The sequence below is a fragment of the Pseudomonas sp. TWR3-1-1 genome (assembly GCF_049896545.1).
Taxonomy (GTDB): domain Bacteria; phylum Pseudomonadota; class Gammaproteobacteria; order Pseudomonadales; family Pseudomonadaceae; genus Aquipseudomonas; species Aquipseudomonas weihenstephanensis.
Map to the genome: position 1 here is coordinate 22,247 of NZ_JAFCUO010000013.1, position 16,814 is coordinate 39,060.

Below are 16,814 nucleotides of genomic sequence, written 5' to 3' on the forward strand. Positions count from 1 at the left end.
TACCGAGTAACAGGGATTGTTTATGCCGCATCTTGCACGCACTCACCCTCGCCTGACCGCTGCCACTGTGTTGGGGGTCGCGGTTGGTATCTTTGCTCCTGCTGCGACGCTGACGTCTAAATTTTTGCTGGGCTGGAACGCCGGTGTCTGGCTGTATTTAGCGTTGACGCTGTGGTTGGTTATTCGCGCCAAGGCCCATGACGTGAAGCGCACAGCTGAGGTCGAAGATGAAAATGCCAGCATGGTGTTATTCACGGTGTGTATTGCTGCCGTGGCCAGCCTCGCGGCCATCACGCTTGAGCTGTCAGGCAACAGCAAACTGAGCGATACCGATCAGATCATGCATTACGCCTTTACCGGCATGACCATCGTCGGCTCGTGGCTGATGATCGGGGTCATTTTCAGTCTGCATTACGCGCGCTTGTTCTATAACAACGAGGGGCCTGAACCGGCGCTGCGCTTCCCAGAGGGCGAACTGAGCCCTGATTATTGGGATTTTATGTATTTCTCTTTCACGCTCAGCGTGGCGGTGCAAACAGCGGACGTCGCCATTGCGACACGCGAGATGCGCAAAGCAGTCCTTGCTCATTCGTTGTTGGGTTTTTTGTTCAATACCGCAGTCCTCGGGTTTTCGATCAATATCGCGGCAGGCCTGTTTTAAACCCATAAAAAAACGCCCAACCGACACAGCGGATGGGCGTTTATTTACACGTGTTTTCAGTCTGCTGTCAGCACGCCACGACGCACCTGGTCGCGCTCAATGGACTCGAACAGCGCCTTGAAGTTGCCTTCGCCAAAACCGTCGTCGCCCTTGCGCTGGATAAATTCGAAGAACACCGGCCCCATCAGCGTTTCGGAGAAGATCTGCAACAGCAAACGCTGATCGCCTTTATCGGATGAACCGTCCAGCAGGATGCCCCGCGATTGCAACTCATGCACCGGCTCGCCGTGATTAGGCAGGCGGCCTTCGAGCATTTCGTAGTAGGTCTCTGGCGGCGCAGTCATGAAACGCATGCCGATTTTCTTCAGTGCATCCCAGGTTTTAATCAGGTCATCACTGAGGAAGGCGACGTGCTGAATGCCTTCGCCATTGAACTGCATCAAAAACTCTTCGATCTGCCCTGCACCCTTGGACGATTCTTCGTTCAAGGGGATGCGGATCATGCCGTCCGGGGCCGTCATGGCTTTGGAGGTAAGACCGGTGTATTCGCCCTTGATGTCGAAGTAGCGAATTTCACGGAAGTTGAACAGCTTTTCGTAGAAATTAGCCCAGTACGCCATGCGGCCGCGATACACGTTATGGGTCAAATGGTCGATGATTTTCAGGCCGGCGCCCACCGGATGGCGATCCACACCTTCGATGAACACAAAGTCGATGTCATAGATCGAGCTGCCTTCACCGTAACGGTCGATCAAGTACAGTGGCGCGCCGCCGATGCCTTTGATCGCTGGCAAGTTGAGTTCCATCGGACCCGTCGGGATTTCGATCGGTTGCGCACCCAGTTCCAGCGCACGGGAGTAGGCTTGCTGGGCATTGCGTACACGAAACGCCATACCGCACACAGACGGGCCGTGTTCAGCTGCGAAGTAGGACGCCACACTGTGCGGCTCGTTATTGAGGATCAGGTTGATGTCGCCCTGACGATACAGGTGCACGTCTTTTGAGCGATGGGTGGCCACTTTGGTGAAGCCCATGATTTCAAAAATGGGTTCGAGTGTATGGGGGACCGGCGACGCGAATTCGATGAATTCAAAGCCCATCAAGCCCATTGGGTTTTCGTATAGATCAGCCATGTTGGTGCCTCATCAGTATCATTTTTAGAATTAACGCAGGGTTATTTGCTAAGAATGCAGAGGCTGACAGGCGGTGCGCAGGAGATGCCGCGTACACTGCGCGCAAGGAAATCACCGTAGATCAGTTGGAACCCGAGTGTCTTCATGTCGACCCATCTCTATACGGGCGGGGCTTCTGCTTGCAGAAGTCATTATTCTTGTATGCGTAAGCGGATTCTACATGGCGTAAAGATGTTTGTCCCGGCCACCTTTAAATTAGTCGCCTCGTAATGCTAGCCTTTGACGATTAACGCCTATTCTCTCTTCATCGCCTTTATTTGTACGCTCAGGAACCTGAATGCCTTTAACGCTGAAATTGACCCGCACGTGGACAGATCGTTACGCGTTAATTGTACTCAGTGGCTTGCTGCCCGTTGTACTTGGCCTGTTCATCCTGGCATGGCAGGCTAACCGCTCGCTGGAACTGATCGCCCTGCATACCTCTGAGGAGGCGGTCCGGCAATTCGATCAAATGCTCGACAATGCAGACTTGGCCGCCGATGTGGTTTTACCGCTGGCTGGACAAGAATGCGCACAAGTCGAATTGGCGTTGCGTGATCAAGTGACACGCCGCCCTTTTGTGCGCTCGGTTAATTTGGCCTGGGACAATAAATTGTATTGCACCTCCTTGTTCGGCCGCTTCAAGGAGAGCGTATACCCCGGCGATTACACCGCAGGCACATTGTGGTTAATGCCCGGCAATCCCATTACACCGAACGAACCTTTACTGGTATTGCGCAAGCAGAACGGGCAACAGAGTGTATTGGTGAGTCTCTATGGTTTTCATTTAGTCAATGTGCTGGGGCTGATCAACCCTAAAACACATTTATTGATTCAAGTGGGTAACGCCTGGATAGACCGCTATGGTCTAGTTAGCAACGCCGCCCTGCCTGATTATCCCGTGGCGCAAGTCAGTCACCCCTCCACGCAATACCCCTACCGCGTCGTGGCAGGTTTTAGTGAGGGTGAAATTGCCCGGTACGCGGTTGTGGAATATCCCGTATTGATGGGATTACTGGTTTTTCTGGGACTGATATCAGCGGCGACTGTGCACTGGCTGCAAAAGCGTGCGTCATCACCCAGTCATGAACTTCAGCGTGGCTTAGAGGCGGGTGAGTTCATTCCTTATTTCCAGCCGATTGTGCGCAGCGACACGCAGGAGTGGGCAGGCGTCGAAATCCTCATGCGCTGGCAGCACCCGCGAGAAGGATTGGTTCGCCCTGATCTGTTCATTCCTTTCGCGGAGCATAGTGGCCTAATCGTACCGATGACACGATCGCTCATGCAGCAGACTGCAGCCTTGCTCTCACCCCACGCAGCGAATCTGGCGCAGGGCTTTCATATTGGCTTCAATATCACCGCACGCCATTGTCAGGACTTGGGATTGGTGGATGACTGCCGAGCCTTTTTAAAAGCATTTGCACCAGGCCATATCAAACTCGTACTGGAGCTGACAGAGCGAGAGTTGATCGTGCCAAGCGAGGTGGCGCTCCAGTTGTTCGCTGAACTGCACGCGATCGGCGTAATGATCGCGATAGATGACTTTGGCACCGGGCATTCAAGCCTCACGTATTTACGCGAATTCAACGTTGATTACTTGAAAATTGATCAGAGTTTTGTCGCCATGATCGGTGTCGATGCATTATCCAAGCACATTCTGGACACCATCATTGAGCTCAGCGCAAAGCTGGAGCTGGGGGTTGTGGCAGAAGGCATTGAAACCGAAGAACAACGCCACTACTTGACCTCGCGCGGGGTCGAGTTTCTACAGGGTTATCTGTTTTCGCGCCCACTGCCACCAGAGCAATTCATTAAATCGGTGCAGGCGCGACCACAACAAACAATGAACTAAACACAGGGGTTAGAACTTGCAGAGCGGCGCAGCACTGTCACCGTGAAGGGCCATTGGCACTTTGTAAATTAACAACTACAATTTTTTTGACTGATGACAGAACACCTTAATACTCGTTTTGCCGAGTCCTGATTCAGGCTGAACGACGGTAAAACTATTGTGTCCATGCCATGTGGCTAATACATCATTCATCTCATCGGTTTAGCCTGCCGACCTACGATTGGAGTAATGACTTTGTCCAGACTTGCTGAATTTCGCGCTGCCGAAAAGGCGCTACAAGAACAGTTGGCGCAGTTAGAAGCCTTAAAGAATGATGCCGGTTTGAAAAAGGAGATTGAGTTCGAGCAGAAGCTCCAGGGATTGATGAAGTCTTACAATAAAAACGTGCGGGATATTATTGCCATTCTTGATCCAGGCCACGCGACGTCCAAAACCTCATCAACCCCCAAGCAGCGCAAGGCGCGTGTGCTCAAGGTGTATCAAAATCCGCATACCGGCGAACTCATTGAAACCAAAGGCGGCAATCACCGCGGGCTTAAGGCCTGGAAAGAGCAATACGGTGCCGCCACTGTAGAGACCTGGGTACGTACCTGATGCATTTTGTTTCACCGGCCCTGCCCTGCAGGGCTTTTTTGCTTTTCAGGATGAATACACCGCCACAGACAAGACGTTGTTTACACGCACTCAACGCTTTATCGATTTGTTCAAGCATCGCTGAAATGAAGAGTTGCGCCTTATTGACGGCGCAACTCAACCAATAGTCGTAGACATGCCCTGATTCACATTTTTTTCACATCGCTCGCATCAGGATGGAGGCTGCTAAAGGACTAGCGCCCCATGCCCGCTTCGGCGGGCTTCTTTTTGCCTGAAATTTGCCTGTATACCCCTTGCGTATCCGATGCGCCATTTCACGTTTTCCTAAAACCCGTTTGGCGCACGACGTCACATTCCGTATCATTCGCCCATCACGCTCACCGCAGCGACCGATCACCCAAGCAATACATTCGGAGGGTTCATGAGCCTGCAAGACCTGAACAACATCTCTGGCGTGACTGCCGCTCCAGATAGCGCTACCCAAAATTTCGTTTTCAACCACACCATGTTGCGTGTGAAAAACATCGAGAAGTCCCTGGATTTCTACACGCGGGTGTTGGGTTTTTCGCTGGTCGAAAAGCGCGATTTCCCTGACGCTCAATTCAGCTTGTACTTCCTTGCGCTGGTCGACAAAGCGCAAATCCCGTCCGATGACGCGGCTCGCACCGTGTGGATGAAGTCGATCCCCGGCATTCTCGAACTCACTCACAACCATGGTTCGGAAACAGACGATAGCGTTGTTTATCACAACGGCAATACGGACCCGCGCGGCTTTGGTCACATTTGCATTTCGGTGCCTGACATCGTGGCTGCGTGTGAGCGCTTCGAAGCGCTGGGTGTGGATTTCCAAAAACGCCTAACCGATGGCCGCATGAAGTCGCTGGCCTTCATCAAGGACCCGGATGCTTATTGGGTCGAGATTATTCAGCCCACCCCGCTGTAAAACGCAGGCAATAAAAAACCCATGATCGCTCATGGGTTTTTTATTGCCGATTGATCAGTCGGGAGCTGAAGTGCGGATCAAGTGATCGAATGCGCTCAGGGATGCTTTGGCGCCCTCACCGACCGCAATCACAATTTGCTTGTAAGGCACGGTGGTAACGTCACCGGCGGCAAAAATGCCCGGGATTGAAGTTTCACCGCGCGCATCGACAACAATCTCGCCGCGAGGCGTCAATTCAATCGTGCCTTTGAGCCAGTCGGTGTTAGGCAGCAAACCGATTTGCACAAAAATGCCTTCCAGTGCGATGTCACGCACCTCGCCAGACTGGCGCTCTTTGTAGCGCAAACCGTTGACTTTCTGCCCGTCACCCGTGACTTCAGTGGTTTGGGCATTGGTAATCACGGTCACGTTAGGCAGGCTGTTGAGCTTGCGCTGCAACACCGCATCGGCACGCAGCTTGGTATCAAACTCAAGCAACGTCACATGCGCAACGATACCGGCCAGATCGATGGCGGCCTCAACACCTGAGTTACCCCCACCAATCACCGCGACACGTTTACCCTTGAACAGGGGGCCGTCGCAGTGTGGGCAGTAGGCTACACCACGGCTGCGGTACTCTTGCTCGCCCGGCACATTCATTTCACGCCAGCGCGCACCCGTCGCTAAAATCAGTGTCTTGGCCTTGAGTGAGGCACCGCTGGCGAATTTGACTTCGTGCAACTCGCCCGCTTTGCCAGGGATCAACTGATCCGCACGTTGCAGGTTCATGATGTCCACGTCGTATTGTTTGACGTGCTCTTCCAGTGCCGTGGCCAGTTTGGGTCCTTCAGTCTCTTGAACCGAGATGAAGTTTTCGATGGCCATCGTGTCAAGCACCTGACCGCCAAAGCGTTCAGCTGCCACACCCGTACGAATACCTTTGCGGGCCGCGTAAATTGCAGCCGCCGCACCGGCCGGGCCGCCACCAATCACCAGCACATCAAAAGCGTCTTTGGCGCTGATTTTTTCGGCCTGGCGTTCAATCGCGCTGGTGTCCAGCTTGCCAAGGATTTCTTCGAGCCCCATACGCCCCTGACCAAAGTTAACCCCGTTCAGGTATACGCTTGGCACTGCCATTACTTGGCGCTCGGTCACTTCGTCCTGGAACAAAGCACCGTCAATCGCAACGTGGCGAATGTTCGGATTGAGTACTGCCATCAGGTTCAACGCTTGAACAACGTCCGGGCAGTTCTGGCACGAGAGCGAAAAATACGTCTCGAAGTTGAACTCGCCTTTAAGCGAACGGATTTGCTCAATCACTTCTGCACTGGCTTTCGAGGGATGGCCGCCGACTTGCAGCAAAGCCAGTACCAGCGAGGTAAATTCGTGGCCCATTGGGATGCCTGCAAAACGCAGGCTGATGTCGCCGCCCGGGCGATTCAACGAGAACGAAGGCTTGCGCGCATCGGTGCCGTTGTCCAGCAAGGTGATCTGGCTGGAAAGGCTAGCGATTTCTTTCAACAAGTCATGCATTTCACGGGATTTCGCGCCGTCGTCGAGCGAAGCAACGATCTCGATTGGCTGGGTAACCCGCTCCAGGTATGACTTCAACTGAGCTTTTAGATTGGCGTCCAACATACGGGCGATCTCCTTTAACGTTAAGACTGTGTAAAAAAAACGCCCGAGCGAATGTCGCCCGGGCGTTTTGAGGGCGATGCAGCTTACAACTCAGGTGCGGATCACCGCCCTTGGCTGGCTCACAGGCTTAGATCTTGCCTACCAGGTCCAACGATGGAGCGAGGGTGGATTCACCTTCTTTCCACTTGGCTGGGCATACTTCGCCCGGGTGTGCAGCAACGTACTGAGCCGCTTTGATTTTGCGCAGCAGCTCGGAAGCGTCACGACCCACACCGCCATCGTTCAGTTCAACGATTTTGATCTGACCTTCCGGGTTGATCACGAACGTACCGCGGTCAGCCAGGCCAGCTTCTTCGATCAGCACGTCGAAGTTGCGCGAGATGGTCAGCGTTGGGTCACCGATCATGGTGTATTGGATTTTGCCGATGGCTGGCGAGGTGTTGTGCCAGGCAGCGTGAGCGAAGTGAGTGTCAGTCGACACGCTGTAGATTTCTACGCCAAGCTTTTTGAACTCTTCGTAGTTATCAGCCAGGTCTTCCAGCTCGGTTGGGCAAACGAAGGTGAAGTCAGCTGGGTAGAAGAACACAACGGACCATTTGCCTTTCAGGTCGGCGTCCGACACTTCCACGAAGCTGCCGTTTTTGTAAGCAGTGGCTTTGAACGGTTTTACTTGGCTGTTGATGATAGGCATCGTTGTCTCTCCGTCAGGGTTGAAAAGTTGATGGGGTGAATCCTAACAACACATTTTGTATCAGGCTCATTGGGAAAGCTGATGCAGGTGATTGGTTTTGGCTATCAGGTCACTGTATTAATAGAAGAAACCTGAATCTGACTATCACCCTTTGCGCACCCTCGCCTCTTGATCCCAATCAGTGACCGATACTTTTTTCAGCGGTTACGCTCATCCCGGTAAACGGGGTCGCTTCAACATAGCGCATCGCTGACTTTACGTCCTTCCAGCCGACGTAATTCATTAGCGACTTCAAATCCCAGCCACTTTGATGGGCCCATGTCGCAAAACCGCGCCGCAATGAGTGGCTGGTGTACTGTTCGGCAGGGATACCTGCGCGCTCAAGTGCCTGGCGCAATAGCGCAATCACACTGTTGGCGTGCAAGCCCTCCTGCGCCAGGTTGCCCCAGCGATCAATCCCTCTGAACACGGGGCCACGCACCAAGGCCGATACATTGAGCCATTCGATATAGGCGCGCACCGGACACAACCGTAACAGCGCTGGCGTCTGGAAGGTTTTGCCCAGGTTATCGCGATCGCCCTTGCTGCGCGGTACGTACAGGGTGATACCCGCCCCTTGCACCGCTTGCACGTGCTCGATCTGCAAGCGGCACAGCTCATCGCTACGAAACCCGCGCCAAAAACCCAGCAAGATCAGTGCGCAATCACGTCTGGCGCGTAGCAATCCGGGGTGATCCTGGTTGGCACGCGCGGCCTGCGCTTCGTCCTCAAGCCAGTCGACCACTTTTTCCAAGTGTTGCAGCTGCAACGGTTGCGCTTGTTTTTCCTGCGCCGGATGCAGCGCGCGAATGCCCTTGAAAACCTTGCGCACCACTGGTGCCTTAGTGGGGTCGGCGAAGCCTTGGCTGTTATGCCACTGAGCTATGGCCGAAAGCCGCAGTTTCAAGGTGTTGAGCGAGAGTTGTCCTGCGTAATTGACCAGGTAACGCGCCACGCTGTCGCTGGTAGCCGGCAGAAAGCCCCCCCAGGTCACTTCGAAATGCTCAATTGCAGCACGGTAGCTGCGACGGGTGTTGTCGCGGGTCGCCGCGTTTAGGTAGCGATCCAGATCGCTCATTGGGTAGTTCTCTTGGCGGGTGTACTGAAAACAGGCCCTAAAAACGAATCCAAGGCCCTGGCACGGGATAATACCAGTATATCCCGCCTTAAGATGACGAATAAAAGACAAGATTTATAAAACAATATAGTATGTAATTACATGATACATACCACAGTACATAATCGTAGGAGACAGCCATGGCCCGTGGCGGCGTTAACAAAGCAGTGGTCCAAATTGCGCGCACAGCAATCCTCGCCCGTGGCGAACACCCGAGCATCGATGCTGTACGTATTGAAATGGGCAATACCGGCTCAAAAACCACCATTCACCGGTATTTAAAGGAGCTGGACGAGAGCGATACGCGCCGCGGCGTATCGCATGCCGAGCTGGGAGATGAGTTGGCTGAGCTGGTCACCCGCCTCGCCCATCGTTTGCAGGAACAGGCCCAGGAGCCGATAGATCGCGCCCAGGCTCATTACGAGCAACTTAAAAACCAGTTGCAAGATGAGCTGTCCGAGGCCCAGCAAGCGCTGGCTGTTTTGCAACAGCAACTGGAGATTCAGGCGCAAGCATTGACTCAGGAAACCGCAAGCCTGGCGTCAACGCGCTCTATGCTGCAAACCGAGCAGACGCGCAACGCTGCCCTGAATCAAGCTTGCAGCGACTTTGAGCTACGCCTCAAGGATCGCGACGAACAAATCAGCTCGCTGGAAGAAAAACACCTGCACGCGCGTGATGCCCTTGAGCACTACCGCAATTCGGTCAAGGAGCAACGCGAGCAAGATCAACGCCGGCATGAAGGGCAAGTTCAACAAGTTCAGATGGAGTTACGCCAGGCACAACAAAGCGCGCTGGTGCGCCAGGACGAAATCACCCAATTGCACCGTGATAACGAGCGCGTACACAGCGACAGTCGCGCCCTGGCCAAGGAGTTGCAGCACGCCAATGCTCAGCAGCACAAATCCAGCCAGCTCAATGAGCAGATGAACAAGCAATTAAGCCTGCTGGACAGTGAGCGCACGCTGCTTCAGGAGCGCCTGCGCGTGGCCACTCAAGAAAGCGAGGTATTGAGACAGGCTTATGCGCAATCGCAGCAGGCTCAAACTGAGCTGACAATGCAAGCGATGAAAGCGCAAGCGGCACTTGACAGCTTCAAGGCACAGAAAGAAGCCCAGGGCATTGCGAGGGATGCGACACCCGAGGAGTAAGCCAGCCAGACGTACCTGCCGGTGAGGCTGCAACAACACAGCCTCACCAGTGGTGATTTGATTGCTTAACGCTTAACCGGCGTGCGCATGGTGACGAATTCTTCAGCGGCGGTAGGATGCACGCCAATGGTTTCATCAAAGTGCTGCTTGGTCGCGCCTGCCTTCAATGCAATCGCCAGTCCTTGCACAATTTCCCCGGCTTCAGGCCCAACCATGTGGCAGCCCAGCACCTTGTCGGTGTTGGCATCCACCACCAGTTTCATGAATGTGCGCTCCTGGCAATCGGTCAGGGTCAGCTTCATTGGGCGGAAACTGCTCTCGAAGACCTGTACCGCATGCCCGTCTTCAACTGCTTGCTCTTCGCTCAAGCCCACAGTGCCGATATTGGGCAGGCTGAACACCGCGGTCGGGATCATCGCGTAATCCACCGCACGATATTGCTCGGGCTTGAACAATCGACGCGCAACCGCCATCCCCTCCGCCAATGCAACGGGCGTCAATTGCACACGACCGATGACATCGCCAATGGCCAGAATCGAAGGCTCAGCCGTTTGATACAGGTCATCCACTTCAACAAAACCACGCTTGTCGAGTTTTACACCGGTGGCTTCCAGCCCCAGGTTGTCGAGCATTGGGCGACGCCCAGTGGCATAGAAAATACAGTCCGCCTCCAACTCACGACCATCCTTGAGCGTGGCTTTCAAACTGCCATCTGCTTGCTTGTCGATACGCGCAATGTCGGCGTTGAACTGAATGTCCATACCGCGCTTGGTCAGCTCTTCATGCAAATGCTTACGCACTGCGCCGTCGAACCCGCGCAGGAACATATCGCCGCGGTAAAGCAGCGACGTTTGCGCGCCCAAGCCATGGAAAATCCCGGCGAATTCAACAGCAATGTAACCACCGCCCACTACCAGTACACGCTTAGGCAACGCCTTTAGAAAGAAGGCTTCATTGGAGCTGATCGCGTGCTCACGGCCAGCAATTTCAGGGATCTGCGGCCAGCCGCCGGTGGCAATCAAGATGTGCTTGGCGCTATGGCGCTGACCATTGACCTCAACCTCGTTGGGGCCGGTAATACGGGCATGACCTTCGATCAACGTAACGCCGCTATTGACCAGCAAGTTGCGATAGATTCCATTGAGTCGATTGATTTCACGGTCTTTGTTGGCAATCAGGGTAGCCCAATCAAAACTCGATTCGCCCAAGGTCCAGCCAAAACCAGAAGCCTGCTCAAAGTCCTCAGCAAAATGTGCGCCGTAGACCAGCAGTTTCTTCGGCACGCAGCCGACGTTGACACACGTCCCTCCCAGATAACGGCTTTCTGCCACCGCTACTTTTGCACCAAAACCGGCCGCAAAGCGCGCAGCGCGTACGCCGCCCGAACCCGCACCAATCACAAACAAATCAAATTCGTAGGACATTTCTATCTCCTGAGCAGTCCATCAGCATAATCGCTCCAGCACGATTGAACAGCGCGCGGGCGTTGTTGAAGACGAAAAACGAGAAAGCCACCCGTAGGTGGCTTTCTGTTGAAGCAATCAGCAGGCTCGCTCTACTTAGTAAGCTTTGCCAGTTTTGTAGAAGTTCTCGAAGCAGAAGTTAGTCGCTTCAATGTAGCCTTCAGCACCGCCGCAGTCGAAACGCTTGCCTTTGAATTTGTAGGCAATTACGCAACCGTTTTGCGCCTGTTTCATCAAGGCATCCGTGATTTGAATTTCACCACCCTTGCCCGGCTCGGTCTGCTTGATCAGCTCGAAAATGTCCGGCGTCAAAATGTAGCGGCCAATGATCGCCAGATTCGATGGCGCATCTTCCGGCGCAGGCTTCTCAACCATGTTGCGCACGCGGTACAGATCGTCACCGATCAAGTCGCCAGCGATCACGCCGTACTTGTTGGTTTCTTGAGGGTCAACTTCTTGAATCGCGATGATGGTGCAGCGGTACTGGTTGTACAGCTTGACCATCTGAGTCAGTACACCGTCACCTTCCAGGTTGACGCACAAATCGTCTGCCAGCACGACCGCAAAGGGTTCGTCACCAATCAGCGGACGGCCAGTCAGAATGGCGTGGCCCAAACCTTTCATTTCGGTTTGGCGCGTGTAAGAGAAAGAGCACTCGCTCAGCAGGCGACGAATACCGACCAGATACTTCTCTTTATCGGTGCCCTTGATCTGGTTTTCCAGCTCATAGCTGATGTCGAAATGGTCTTCCAGCGCTCGCTTGCCGCGACCGGTCACGATGGAAATTTCGTTCAAACCAGCATCCAGTGCTTCTTCAACGCCGTACTGGATCAGTGGCTTGTTTACCACCGGCAGCATTTCTTTAGGCATGGCTTTGGTCGCTGGCAAAAAGCGAGTGCCGTAGCCGGCTGCTGGGAACAAGCATTTCTTGATCATATGAGTCCTTAAAAGGGCTGTGCGTACGAATTTGGCGCAGTCTAATCAGGCGGCAGCGACGTTACAATGCCCCCGATAGCATACTGATGCCAACATAGAGAAATTTTGTGCCACTTAGTTCCTTCGTGACTTATTTTTCATGCTTTGGATCACTGTCTTGAACCTATGAAGCGTCGACAGGGTCTGCTTGAACGTAATGGCCATTGAGTATGCATCAGAGCACGCCACGGCTGTTTGACGGTACTATTGCGCACTTTCAAATCAATGAGCACGCCTCACAATGTCGGATATCAAAAGTGTCAACGGTTACCTGATCAAAGAAGTCACACCGGGCGCATGGTGGGTACTGGACGCAGCCCAGGCGCAGGTAGCTGGCCCTTTTGCCTCTGAAACCAGCGCCATGGAAGTGGCTGCTGTGCTTCAAGATCAACCCGATGCGCCTGCACGCAAACGTAAAAACAAAATCTGACCCTTATATCGCGATAACTGGCACTCAATGAAAAAGACCCTGATAGCTGTACTGCTAGCCCTTGGCGGCTGCGCCACTGCATCCAATACCTACCTGCCGGATGGCAAGCAAGGGTTGAGCATAGACTGTTCTGGCGAAGCCATGTCCTGGGGCAAATGCTACGAAAAAGCCGACGCCTCGTGTGCCGGAACGGGATACACCATTGTGGGCACCGATGGCTCATCAACTGTCCAGGACAGTGAAAAGACCCTGGGGGTCGATGTCGGTAATTTCACGAGCCGGACTGTCGTGGTGATGTGCAAATAATTTGCACCTGCCTGGCGTCAGATATGCACTTCGACGAACTTGATCCCGAGCGAGCGAATGGTTTCGACCAGCGCATCCAGACTCTCGAACGACTCAACTTCGTCGTTGTTGTCGACTAAAAAGAAGCTGCGGCCTGCACTCTTCTTGAAAAATACGATCCACTCCCCCGTAACTGCCGGGTTTTGAATGGCATGGGTCGCTGTAATGCTGCCCTCGGCATGTCGCTGCTTGACGTGTTCTCGCTTCATCGCGTCCTCCTGAAAATTGGCGCTCAAGCGCAGGGCTTCAGCACCGGTACAACTAAATGCGCGCAGTTTACTGAATACTTCAGTCCATCAGCACTGAGCGTTTGACCTTCAACGCTGTCGCCACGTCACTTGCCTTGACGCGCGCCCTGGTCATCAGGCGAAAAAAAACCTGACATCACGTAAAGCGACGCCAGGTTTTTGAGTCATCAAACGATATAAATCAGATTTGACGCTTAGTCGCCCGAAATGCAGTGCGTTGCGGCACCGCGGATGTCACCCGGACGAATGGGCACATTCGACATGCTTTCATACACCTTGATGCTGCTCCCGCCTGAGCGCTCTTCGATATCAATCACCGCTGTGGGCCCCGAGGTCAGTTTTTGCGGAACGATTACCCGCAAACCTTCCTTGTGAGGCTCTATTTGCGGGGCCTTGCGCGTGCGTGACAACTGCTGCACCAAGCATTGGGCGTAAGCGTCCGGCTTCTTTCCCGAGATCACGCTCATGGTGGGCATTGTCTGCTCAATATCTGTAACTGATGCACAGCCTCCCAAAGCCAGCACTGCGACCAACACGCCCCACTTCATACAAATCCTCCGTTAAAGACCTTACGACCAGCGATCTTTAAAATTTCTCCCTGATGACAGGGAATTAATACTTAAAAAGTAGCAATTTCGACTTGCCAGGCGTCAGACTTTTCTGCGCGGCGGCATAATAAGCTGCTTTCGCCTCCAACTTGGACTAAAGCACATGCTATCGTCCTGTTTTTTTAACAAATGCCCCCTTTGGAGCCCCAATGAAATTTATTCACCAGCGTGAGCACCTTAATGAAGATGACATTGTCGTCATCGAGTGCTCACACCCGTGCAATATCCGCTTGATGAGCGATGCACATTTTCGCAGCTTTAAAAACGGTGGCCGCCACTCTTACCATGGCGGTGCATTTGATAAATTTCCGGCCCGCATCACTGCGCCGAGCACCGGTTTCTGGAACATCACGATCGATACCGTCAGCACCCGCGCTGTCAGCGTGACGCGCAAACCGACCTTGAAGCACTCGATCAAAATTGTTCGTCGCTCCAGCTCAAAACTCCGCTAAGCCTGACGTCAGCACCCTTTTAGACAGGACATCCCGTGGAAACCACTAAGTACGTGATTAAGTACAAACTCGATGGCGAGCGCCGATTTGAGTTTGCGCAGCTGCAGACTGGCTCCGAAGAAGAAGCCCGCGCAGCGCTTGAGAAAATTCACAACAGCGATGAAGTCATCACCGAGATCAAAGTGAGCAAGGCACTCTAACCCGCCATGTCTTTCGACCTGTTTGCCGAGCAGGACCTGCAACAACCCGCACGGATTGAAAAAATCAGTGAGCAGGCGTTTGTATTGCGCGGTTTTGCTTTGCCATGGGTAGATACACTGCTCACGGCGCTTGAGCAGGTTTTGACGCAGGCCCCTTTTCGACAGATGCAAACGCCTGGCGGCTACATCATGTCAGCGCGTTTGAGCAGTTGCGGTGATCTGGGCTGGACCACCGACCTTGCAGGCTATCGGTACAGCGCCCTGGACCCTTTGACCGGGGCACGCTGGCCTGCAATGCCCGATCCTTTCCTGAAGTTGGCCGAGGCCGCTGCACACGCAGCAGGTTTTGATCACTTTGCGCCCGATGCGTGCTTGATCAATACCTACGCCCCGGGTGCAAAAATGTCCTTGCATCAAGACAAGAACGAGCGCACCTACACTGCGCCCATTGTTTCGATTTCGCTTGGGCTGCCGGCTATCTTCCTGTTTGGCGGCTTTGAGCGCAACGATCCCACGCAACGCATCTCACTGTTCCATGGCGACATCGTGGTCTGGGGCGGCGTCGATCGCTTGCGCTTCCATGGCGTGCTGCCGATCAAGCCAGGGCACCATTCATTGCTGGGGGAACAACGGATCAATATCACTCTGCGCAAGGCAGGCTCAATAGCCTGCCCTGACGAGTGTGTTTAGCGCAGACAGTGAGCTGATAAATCGCTATATATTTTTATACATACCGATTATCTTCCTATCGCCCACTACACCCTGAAAATCTTGGGCTGCCTTCGCCATTAAAAGGAGTTTCGACATGACTGCCCAAGCGTTTCGCTTTGCCCCTGTGGCCCTCGCAACATTGATCGGGTGCCTTTGTGCAATGTCAGCACAAGCGGATGAAGTTCAAGTCGCCGTAGCTGCCAATTTCACTGCCCCGATCCAGGCCATCGCCCGTGATTTTGAAAACGACACGGGGCACCGATTAGTCGCAGCCTACGGCGCGACCGGGCAGTTTTACACGCAGATAAAAAATGGTGCGCCTTTTGAAGTATTTCTGGCGGCTGATGACAGCACGCCGCAAAAACTCGAAAAAGAAGGCGACATCGTCCCAGGTTCGCGCTTTACCTACGCCATTGGCACACTGGCGTTGTGGTCAGCCAAAGACGGCTACATCGATGGCACTGATCAGGCGTTACTCGCGAATAAATTTACCCATTTGTCTATCGCCAATCCCAAAGCCGCGCCTTACGGGCTGGCCGCCACCCAGGTACTGGCCAAACTGGGGCTGACTGACAAGGTCAAAGACAAAATTGTCGAAGGCCAAAACATTACTCAGGCCTACCAGTTTGTTTCAACCGGTAATGCTGAACTCGGTTTTGTCGCCCTGTCGCAAATTTACAAAGATGGCAAAGTCACCGCAGGCTCTGCCTGGATCGTTCCAGACTCGATGCATGACGCCATCAAACAAGATGCCGTGATCCTTAAAAAAGGCGCGAACAATCCGGCTGCCAAAGCCCTTGCGGACTACCTGAAAGGGCCTAAAGCGGCGGCCATCATCAAAGCTTACGGTTACCAGCTTTAAATGCCGCTCTCGGCTGCTGACTTCGCCGCTATTTGGCTGACCTTCAAGCTGGCGTCGTTAACCACGGTGATCTTGTTGGTAATCGGCACGCCGATCGCGTTATGGCTGGCGCATACCGGCTCGCGATTACGCGGGCCTATTGGTGCGATTGTTGCCTTGCCCCTGGTATTGCCACCCACGGTCATCGGCTTCTACCTGTTACTGGCGATGGGGCCGCATGGCCTTGTAGGTCAGTTCACGCAGTCTATCGGCCTCGGCACATTGACCTTCAGCTTTGCCGGACTGGTCATTGGCTCTGTGATCTATTCAATGCCTTTTGTCGTACAGCCTCTGCAAAACGCATTCACAGCCATTGGCCGGCGACCGCTTGAGGTGGCCGCAACGTTGCGCGCGAGCCCCTGGGATACTTTTTTCAGCGTGATATTGCCCCTGGCCCGACCCGGCTTTGTCACTGCCGCGATTCTAGGCTTTGCCCATACCGTGGGCGAATTTGGCGTGGTCTTGATGATCGGGGGCAATATTCCAGAGAAAACCCGCGTGGTTTCGGTGCAGATCTACGATCACGTGGAGGAGCTGGAATATGCTCAGGCACATTGGCTGGCCGGGGCGATGCTGGTGTTTTCCTTTGTGGTGCTCCTGGCGTTGTATTCAAGCCGCAGAAGTCAAAGCCCATGGGGATGAAC

20 protein-coding genes are annotated in these 16,814 nt (G+C 53.8%); 12 read left to right on the forward strand and 8 right to left on the reverse strand.

What is annotated here, in order from left to right; genetic code table 11:
- Positions 1–22 precede the first annotated feature (22 nt).
- Positions 23–661, forward strand: coding sequence for a DUF1345 domain-containing protein (locus ACP7A4_RS21395; RefSeq protein ID WP_059761871.1), 639 nt, complete (start codon positions 23–25; stop codon positions 659–661).
- Between the two features lie 56 nt (positions 662–717).
- Here ACP7A4_RS21395 and hppD read toward each other — a convergent pair whose 3' ends face one another.
- Positions 718–1,794 carry a 4-hydroxyphenylpyruvate dioxygenase gene (hppD, locus tag ACP7A4_RS21400; protein ID WP_048402334.1) on the reverse strand — a complete coding sequence of 359 codons (1,077 nt, stop codon included), beginning with the start codon at positions 1,792–1,794 and terminating at the stop codon, positions 718–720.
- A gap of 337 nt (positions 1,795–2,131) precedes the next feature.
- On the opposite strand from hppD, the gene ACP7A4_RS21405 reads away from it, so the two are divergent.
- The 3 genes from ACP7A4_RS21405 (at position 2,132) to gloA (ending at position 5,222) form a co-directional block, all read left to right on the forward strand.
- On the forward strand, positions 2,132–3,685 hold the full coding sequence (locus ACP7A4_RS21405) for an EAL domain-containing protein (RefSeq protein ID WP_426248167.1): 1,554 nt from the start codon (positions 2,132–2,134) through the stop codon (positions 3,683–3,685).
- A gap of 234 nt (positions 3,686–3,919) precedes the next feature.
- Entirely contained in the window at positions 3,920–4,279 is a 360-nt protein-coding gene (locus ACP7A4_RS21410; protein WP_426248210.1) for a histone-like nucleoid-structuring protein, MvaT/MvaU family, read from the forward strand.
- A gap of 421 nt (positions 4,280–4,700) precedes the next feature.
- Positions 4,701–5,222: a lactoylglutathione lyase gene (gloA, locus tag ACP7A4_RS21415; RefSeq protein WP_048364809.1), complete on the forward strand. Its 522-nt coding sequence runs from the start codon at positions 4,701–4,703 to the stop codon at positions 5,220–5,222.
- A gap of 54 nt (positions 5,223–5,276) precedes the next feature.
- Here gloA and ahpF read toward each other — a convergent pair whose 3' ends face one another.
- From ahpF to ACP7A4_RS21430, 3 genes are all read right to left on the reverse strand, one after another.
- Positions 5,277–6,839 (reverse strand): alkyl hydroperoxide reductase subunit F, encoded by a 1,563-nt coding sequence (gene ahpF, locus ACP7A4_RS21420; RefSeq protein WP_048364808.1) that lies wholly within the window; start codon positions 6,837–6,839, stop codon positions 5,277–5,279.
- Between the two features lie 127 nt (positions 6,840–6,966).
- On the reverse strand, positions 6,967–7,530 hold the full coding sequence (gene ahpC / locus ACP7A4_RS21425; protein ID WP_016780891.1) for an alkyl hydroperoxide reductase subunit C: 564 nt from the start codon (positions 7,528–7,530) through the stop codon (positions 6,967–6,969).
- A 178-nt stretch (positions 7,531–7,708) separates the two neighbouring features.
- Positions 7,709–8,647, reverse strand: a complete 939-nt coding sequence (locus ACP7A4_RS21430; protein WP_203303396.1) for a site-specific integrase — start codon at positions 8,645–8,647, stop codon at positions 7,709–7,711.
- Positions 8,648–8,826: 179 nt separating this feature from the next.
- Here ACP7A4_RS21430 and ACP7A4_RS21435 point away from each other — a divergent pair, with 179 nt between their 5' ends.
- Entirely contained in the window at positions 8,827–9,837 is a 1,011-nt protein-coding gene (locus ACP7A4_RS21435; protein ID WP_426248169.1) for a DNA-binding protein, read from the forward strand.
- Positions 9,838–9,902: 65 nt separating this feature from the next.
- On the opposite strand, the gene gorA is transcribed toward ACP7A4_RS21435, so the two are convergent.
- Together gorA and galU are read right to left on the reverse strand one after the other, a co-directional pair.
- Complete coding sequence (gene gorA, locus ACP7A4_RS21440) at positions 9,903–11,261, reverse strand: glutathione-disulfide reductase (RefSeq protein WP_203303398.1); 1,359 nt, start codon at positions 11,259–11,261, stop codon at positions 9,903–9,905.
- Positions 11,262–11,396: 135 nt separating this feature from the next.
- On the reverse strand, positions 11,397–12,236 hold the full coding sequence (gene galU / locus ACP7A4_RS21445) for a UTP--glucose-1-phosphate uridylyltransferase GalU (RefSeq protein WP_003445709.1): 840 nt from the start codon (positions 12,234–12,236) through the stop codon (positions 11,397–11,399).
- A gap of 280 nt (positions 12,237–12,516) precedes the next feature.
- Here galU and ACP7A4_RS21450 point away from each other — a divergent pair, with 280 nt between their 5' ends.
- Positions 12,517–12,705, forward strand: a complete 189-nt coding sequence (locus ACP7A4_RS21450) for a hypothetical protein (RefSeq protein ID WP_048364803.1) — start codon at positions 12,517–12,519, stop codon at positions 12,703–12,705.
- A gap of 27 nt (positions 12,706–12,732) precedes the next feature.
- Entirely contained in the window at positions 12,733–13,011 is a 279-nt protein-coding gene (locus tag ACP7A4_RS21455; RefSeq protein WP_048364802.1) for a hypothetical protein, read from the forward strand.
- Positions 13,012–13,028: 17 nt separating this feature from the next.
- On the opposite strand, the gene ACP7A4_RS21460 is transcribed toward ACP7A4_RS21455, so the two are convergent.
- On the reverse strand, positions 13,029–13,259 hold the full coding sequence (locus tag ACP7A4_RS21460; RefSeq protein WP_059761865.1) for a hypothetical protein: 231 nt from the start codon (positions 13,257–13,259) through the stop codon (positions 13,029–13,031).
- Between the two features lie 233 nt (positions 13,260–13,492).
- On the reverse strand, positions 13,493–13,846 hold the full coding sequence (locus ACP7A4_RS21465) for a hypothetical protein (protein WP_048364800.1): 354 nt from the start codon (positions 13,844–13,846) through the stop codon (positions 13,493–13,495).
- A gap of 209 nt (positions 13,847–14,055) precedes the next feature.
- On the opposite strand from ACP7A4_RS21465, the gene ACP7A4_RS21470 reads away from it, so the two are divergent.
- From ACP7A4_RS21470 to modB, 5 genes are all read left to right on the forward strand, one after another.
- Positions 14,056–14,358 (forward strand): DUF1883 domain-containing protein, encoded by a 303-nt coding sequence (locus ACP7A4_RS21470; protein ID WP_048364799.1) that lies wholly within the window; start codon positions 14,056–14,058, stop codon positions 14,356–14,358.
- A 35-nt stretch (positions 14,359–14,393) separates the two neighbouring features.
- Positions 14,394–14,558, forward strand: coding sequence for a hypothetical protein (locus tag ACP7A4_RS21475; RefSeq protein WP_203303399.1), 165 nt, complete (start codon positions 14,394–14,396; stop codon positions 14,556–14,558).
- A 6-nt stretch (positions 14,559–14,564) separates the two neighbouring features.
- Positions 14,565–15,248 carry a DNA oxidative demethylase AlkB gene (gene alkB / locus ACP7A4_RS21480; RefSeq protein WP_426248170.1) on the forward strand — a complete coding sequence of 228 codons (684 nt, stop codon included), beginning with the start codon at positions 14,565–14,567 and terminating at the stop codon, positions 15,246–15,248.
- Between the two features lie 181 nt (positions 15,249–15,429).
- The gene (modA, locus tag ACP7A4_RS21485) at positions 15,430–16,131 is read left to right on the forward strand and encodes a molybdate ABC transporter substrate-binding protein (protein ID WP_426248212.1); all 702 of its coding nucleotides are present in this window, start codon (positions 15,430–15,432) and stop codon (positions 16,129–16,131) included.
- Positions 16,132–16,812 carry a molybdate ABC transporter permease subunit gene (gene modB, locus ACP7A4_RS21490; RefSeq protein ID WP_426248171.1) on the forward strand — a complete coding sequence of 227 codons (681 nt, stop codon included), beginning with the start codon at positions 16,132–16,134 and terminating at the stop codon, positions 16,810–16,812.
- Positions 16,813–16,814 lie beyond the last annotated feature (2 nt).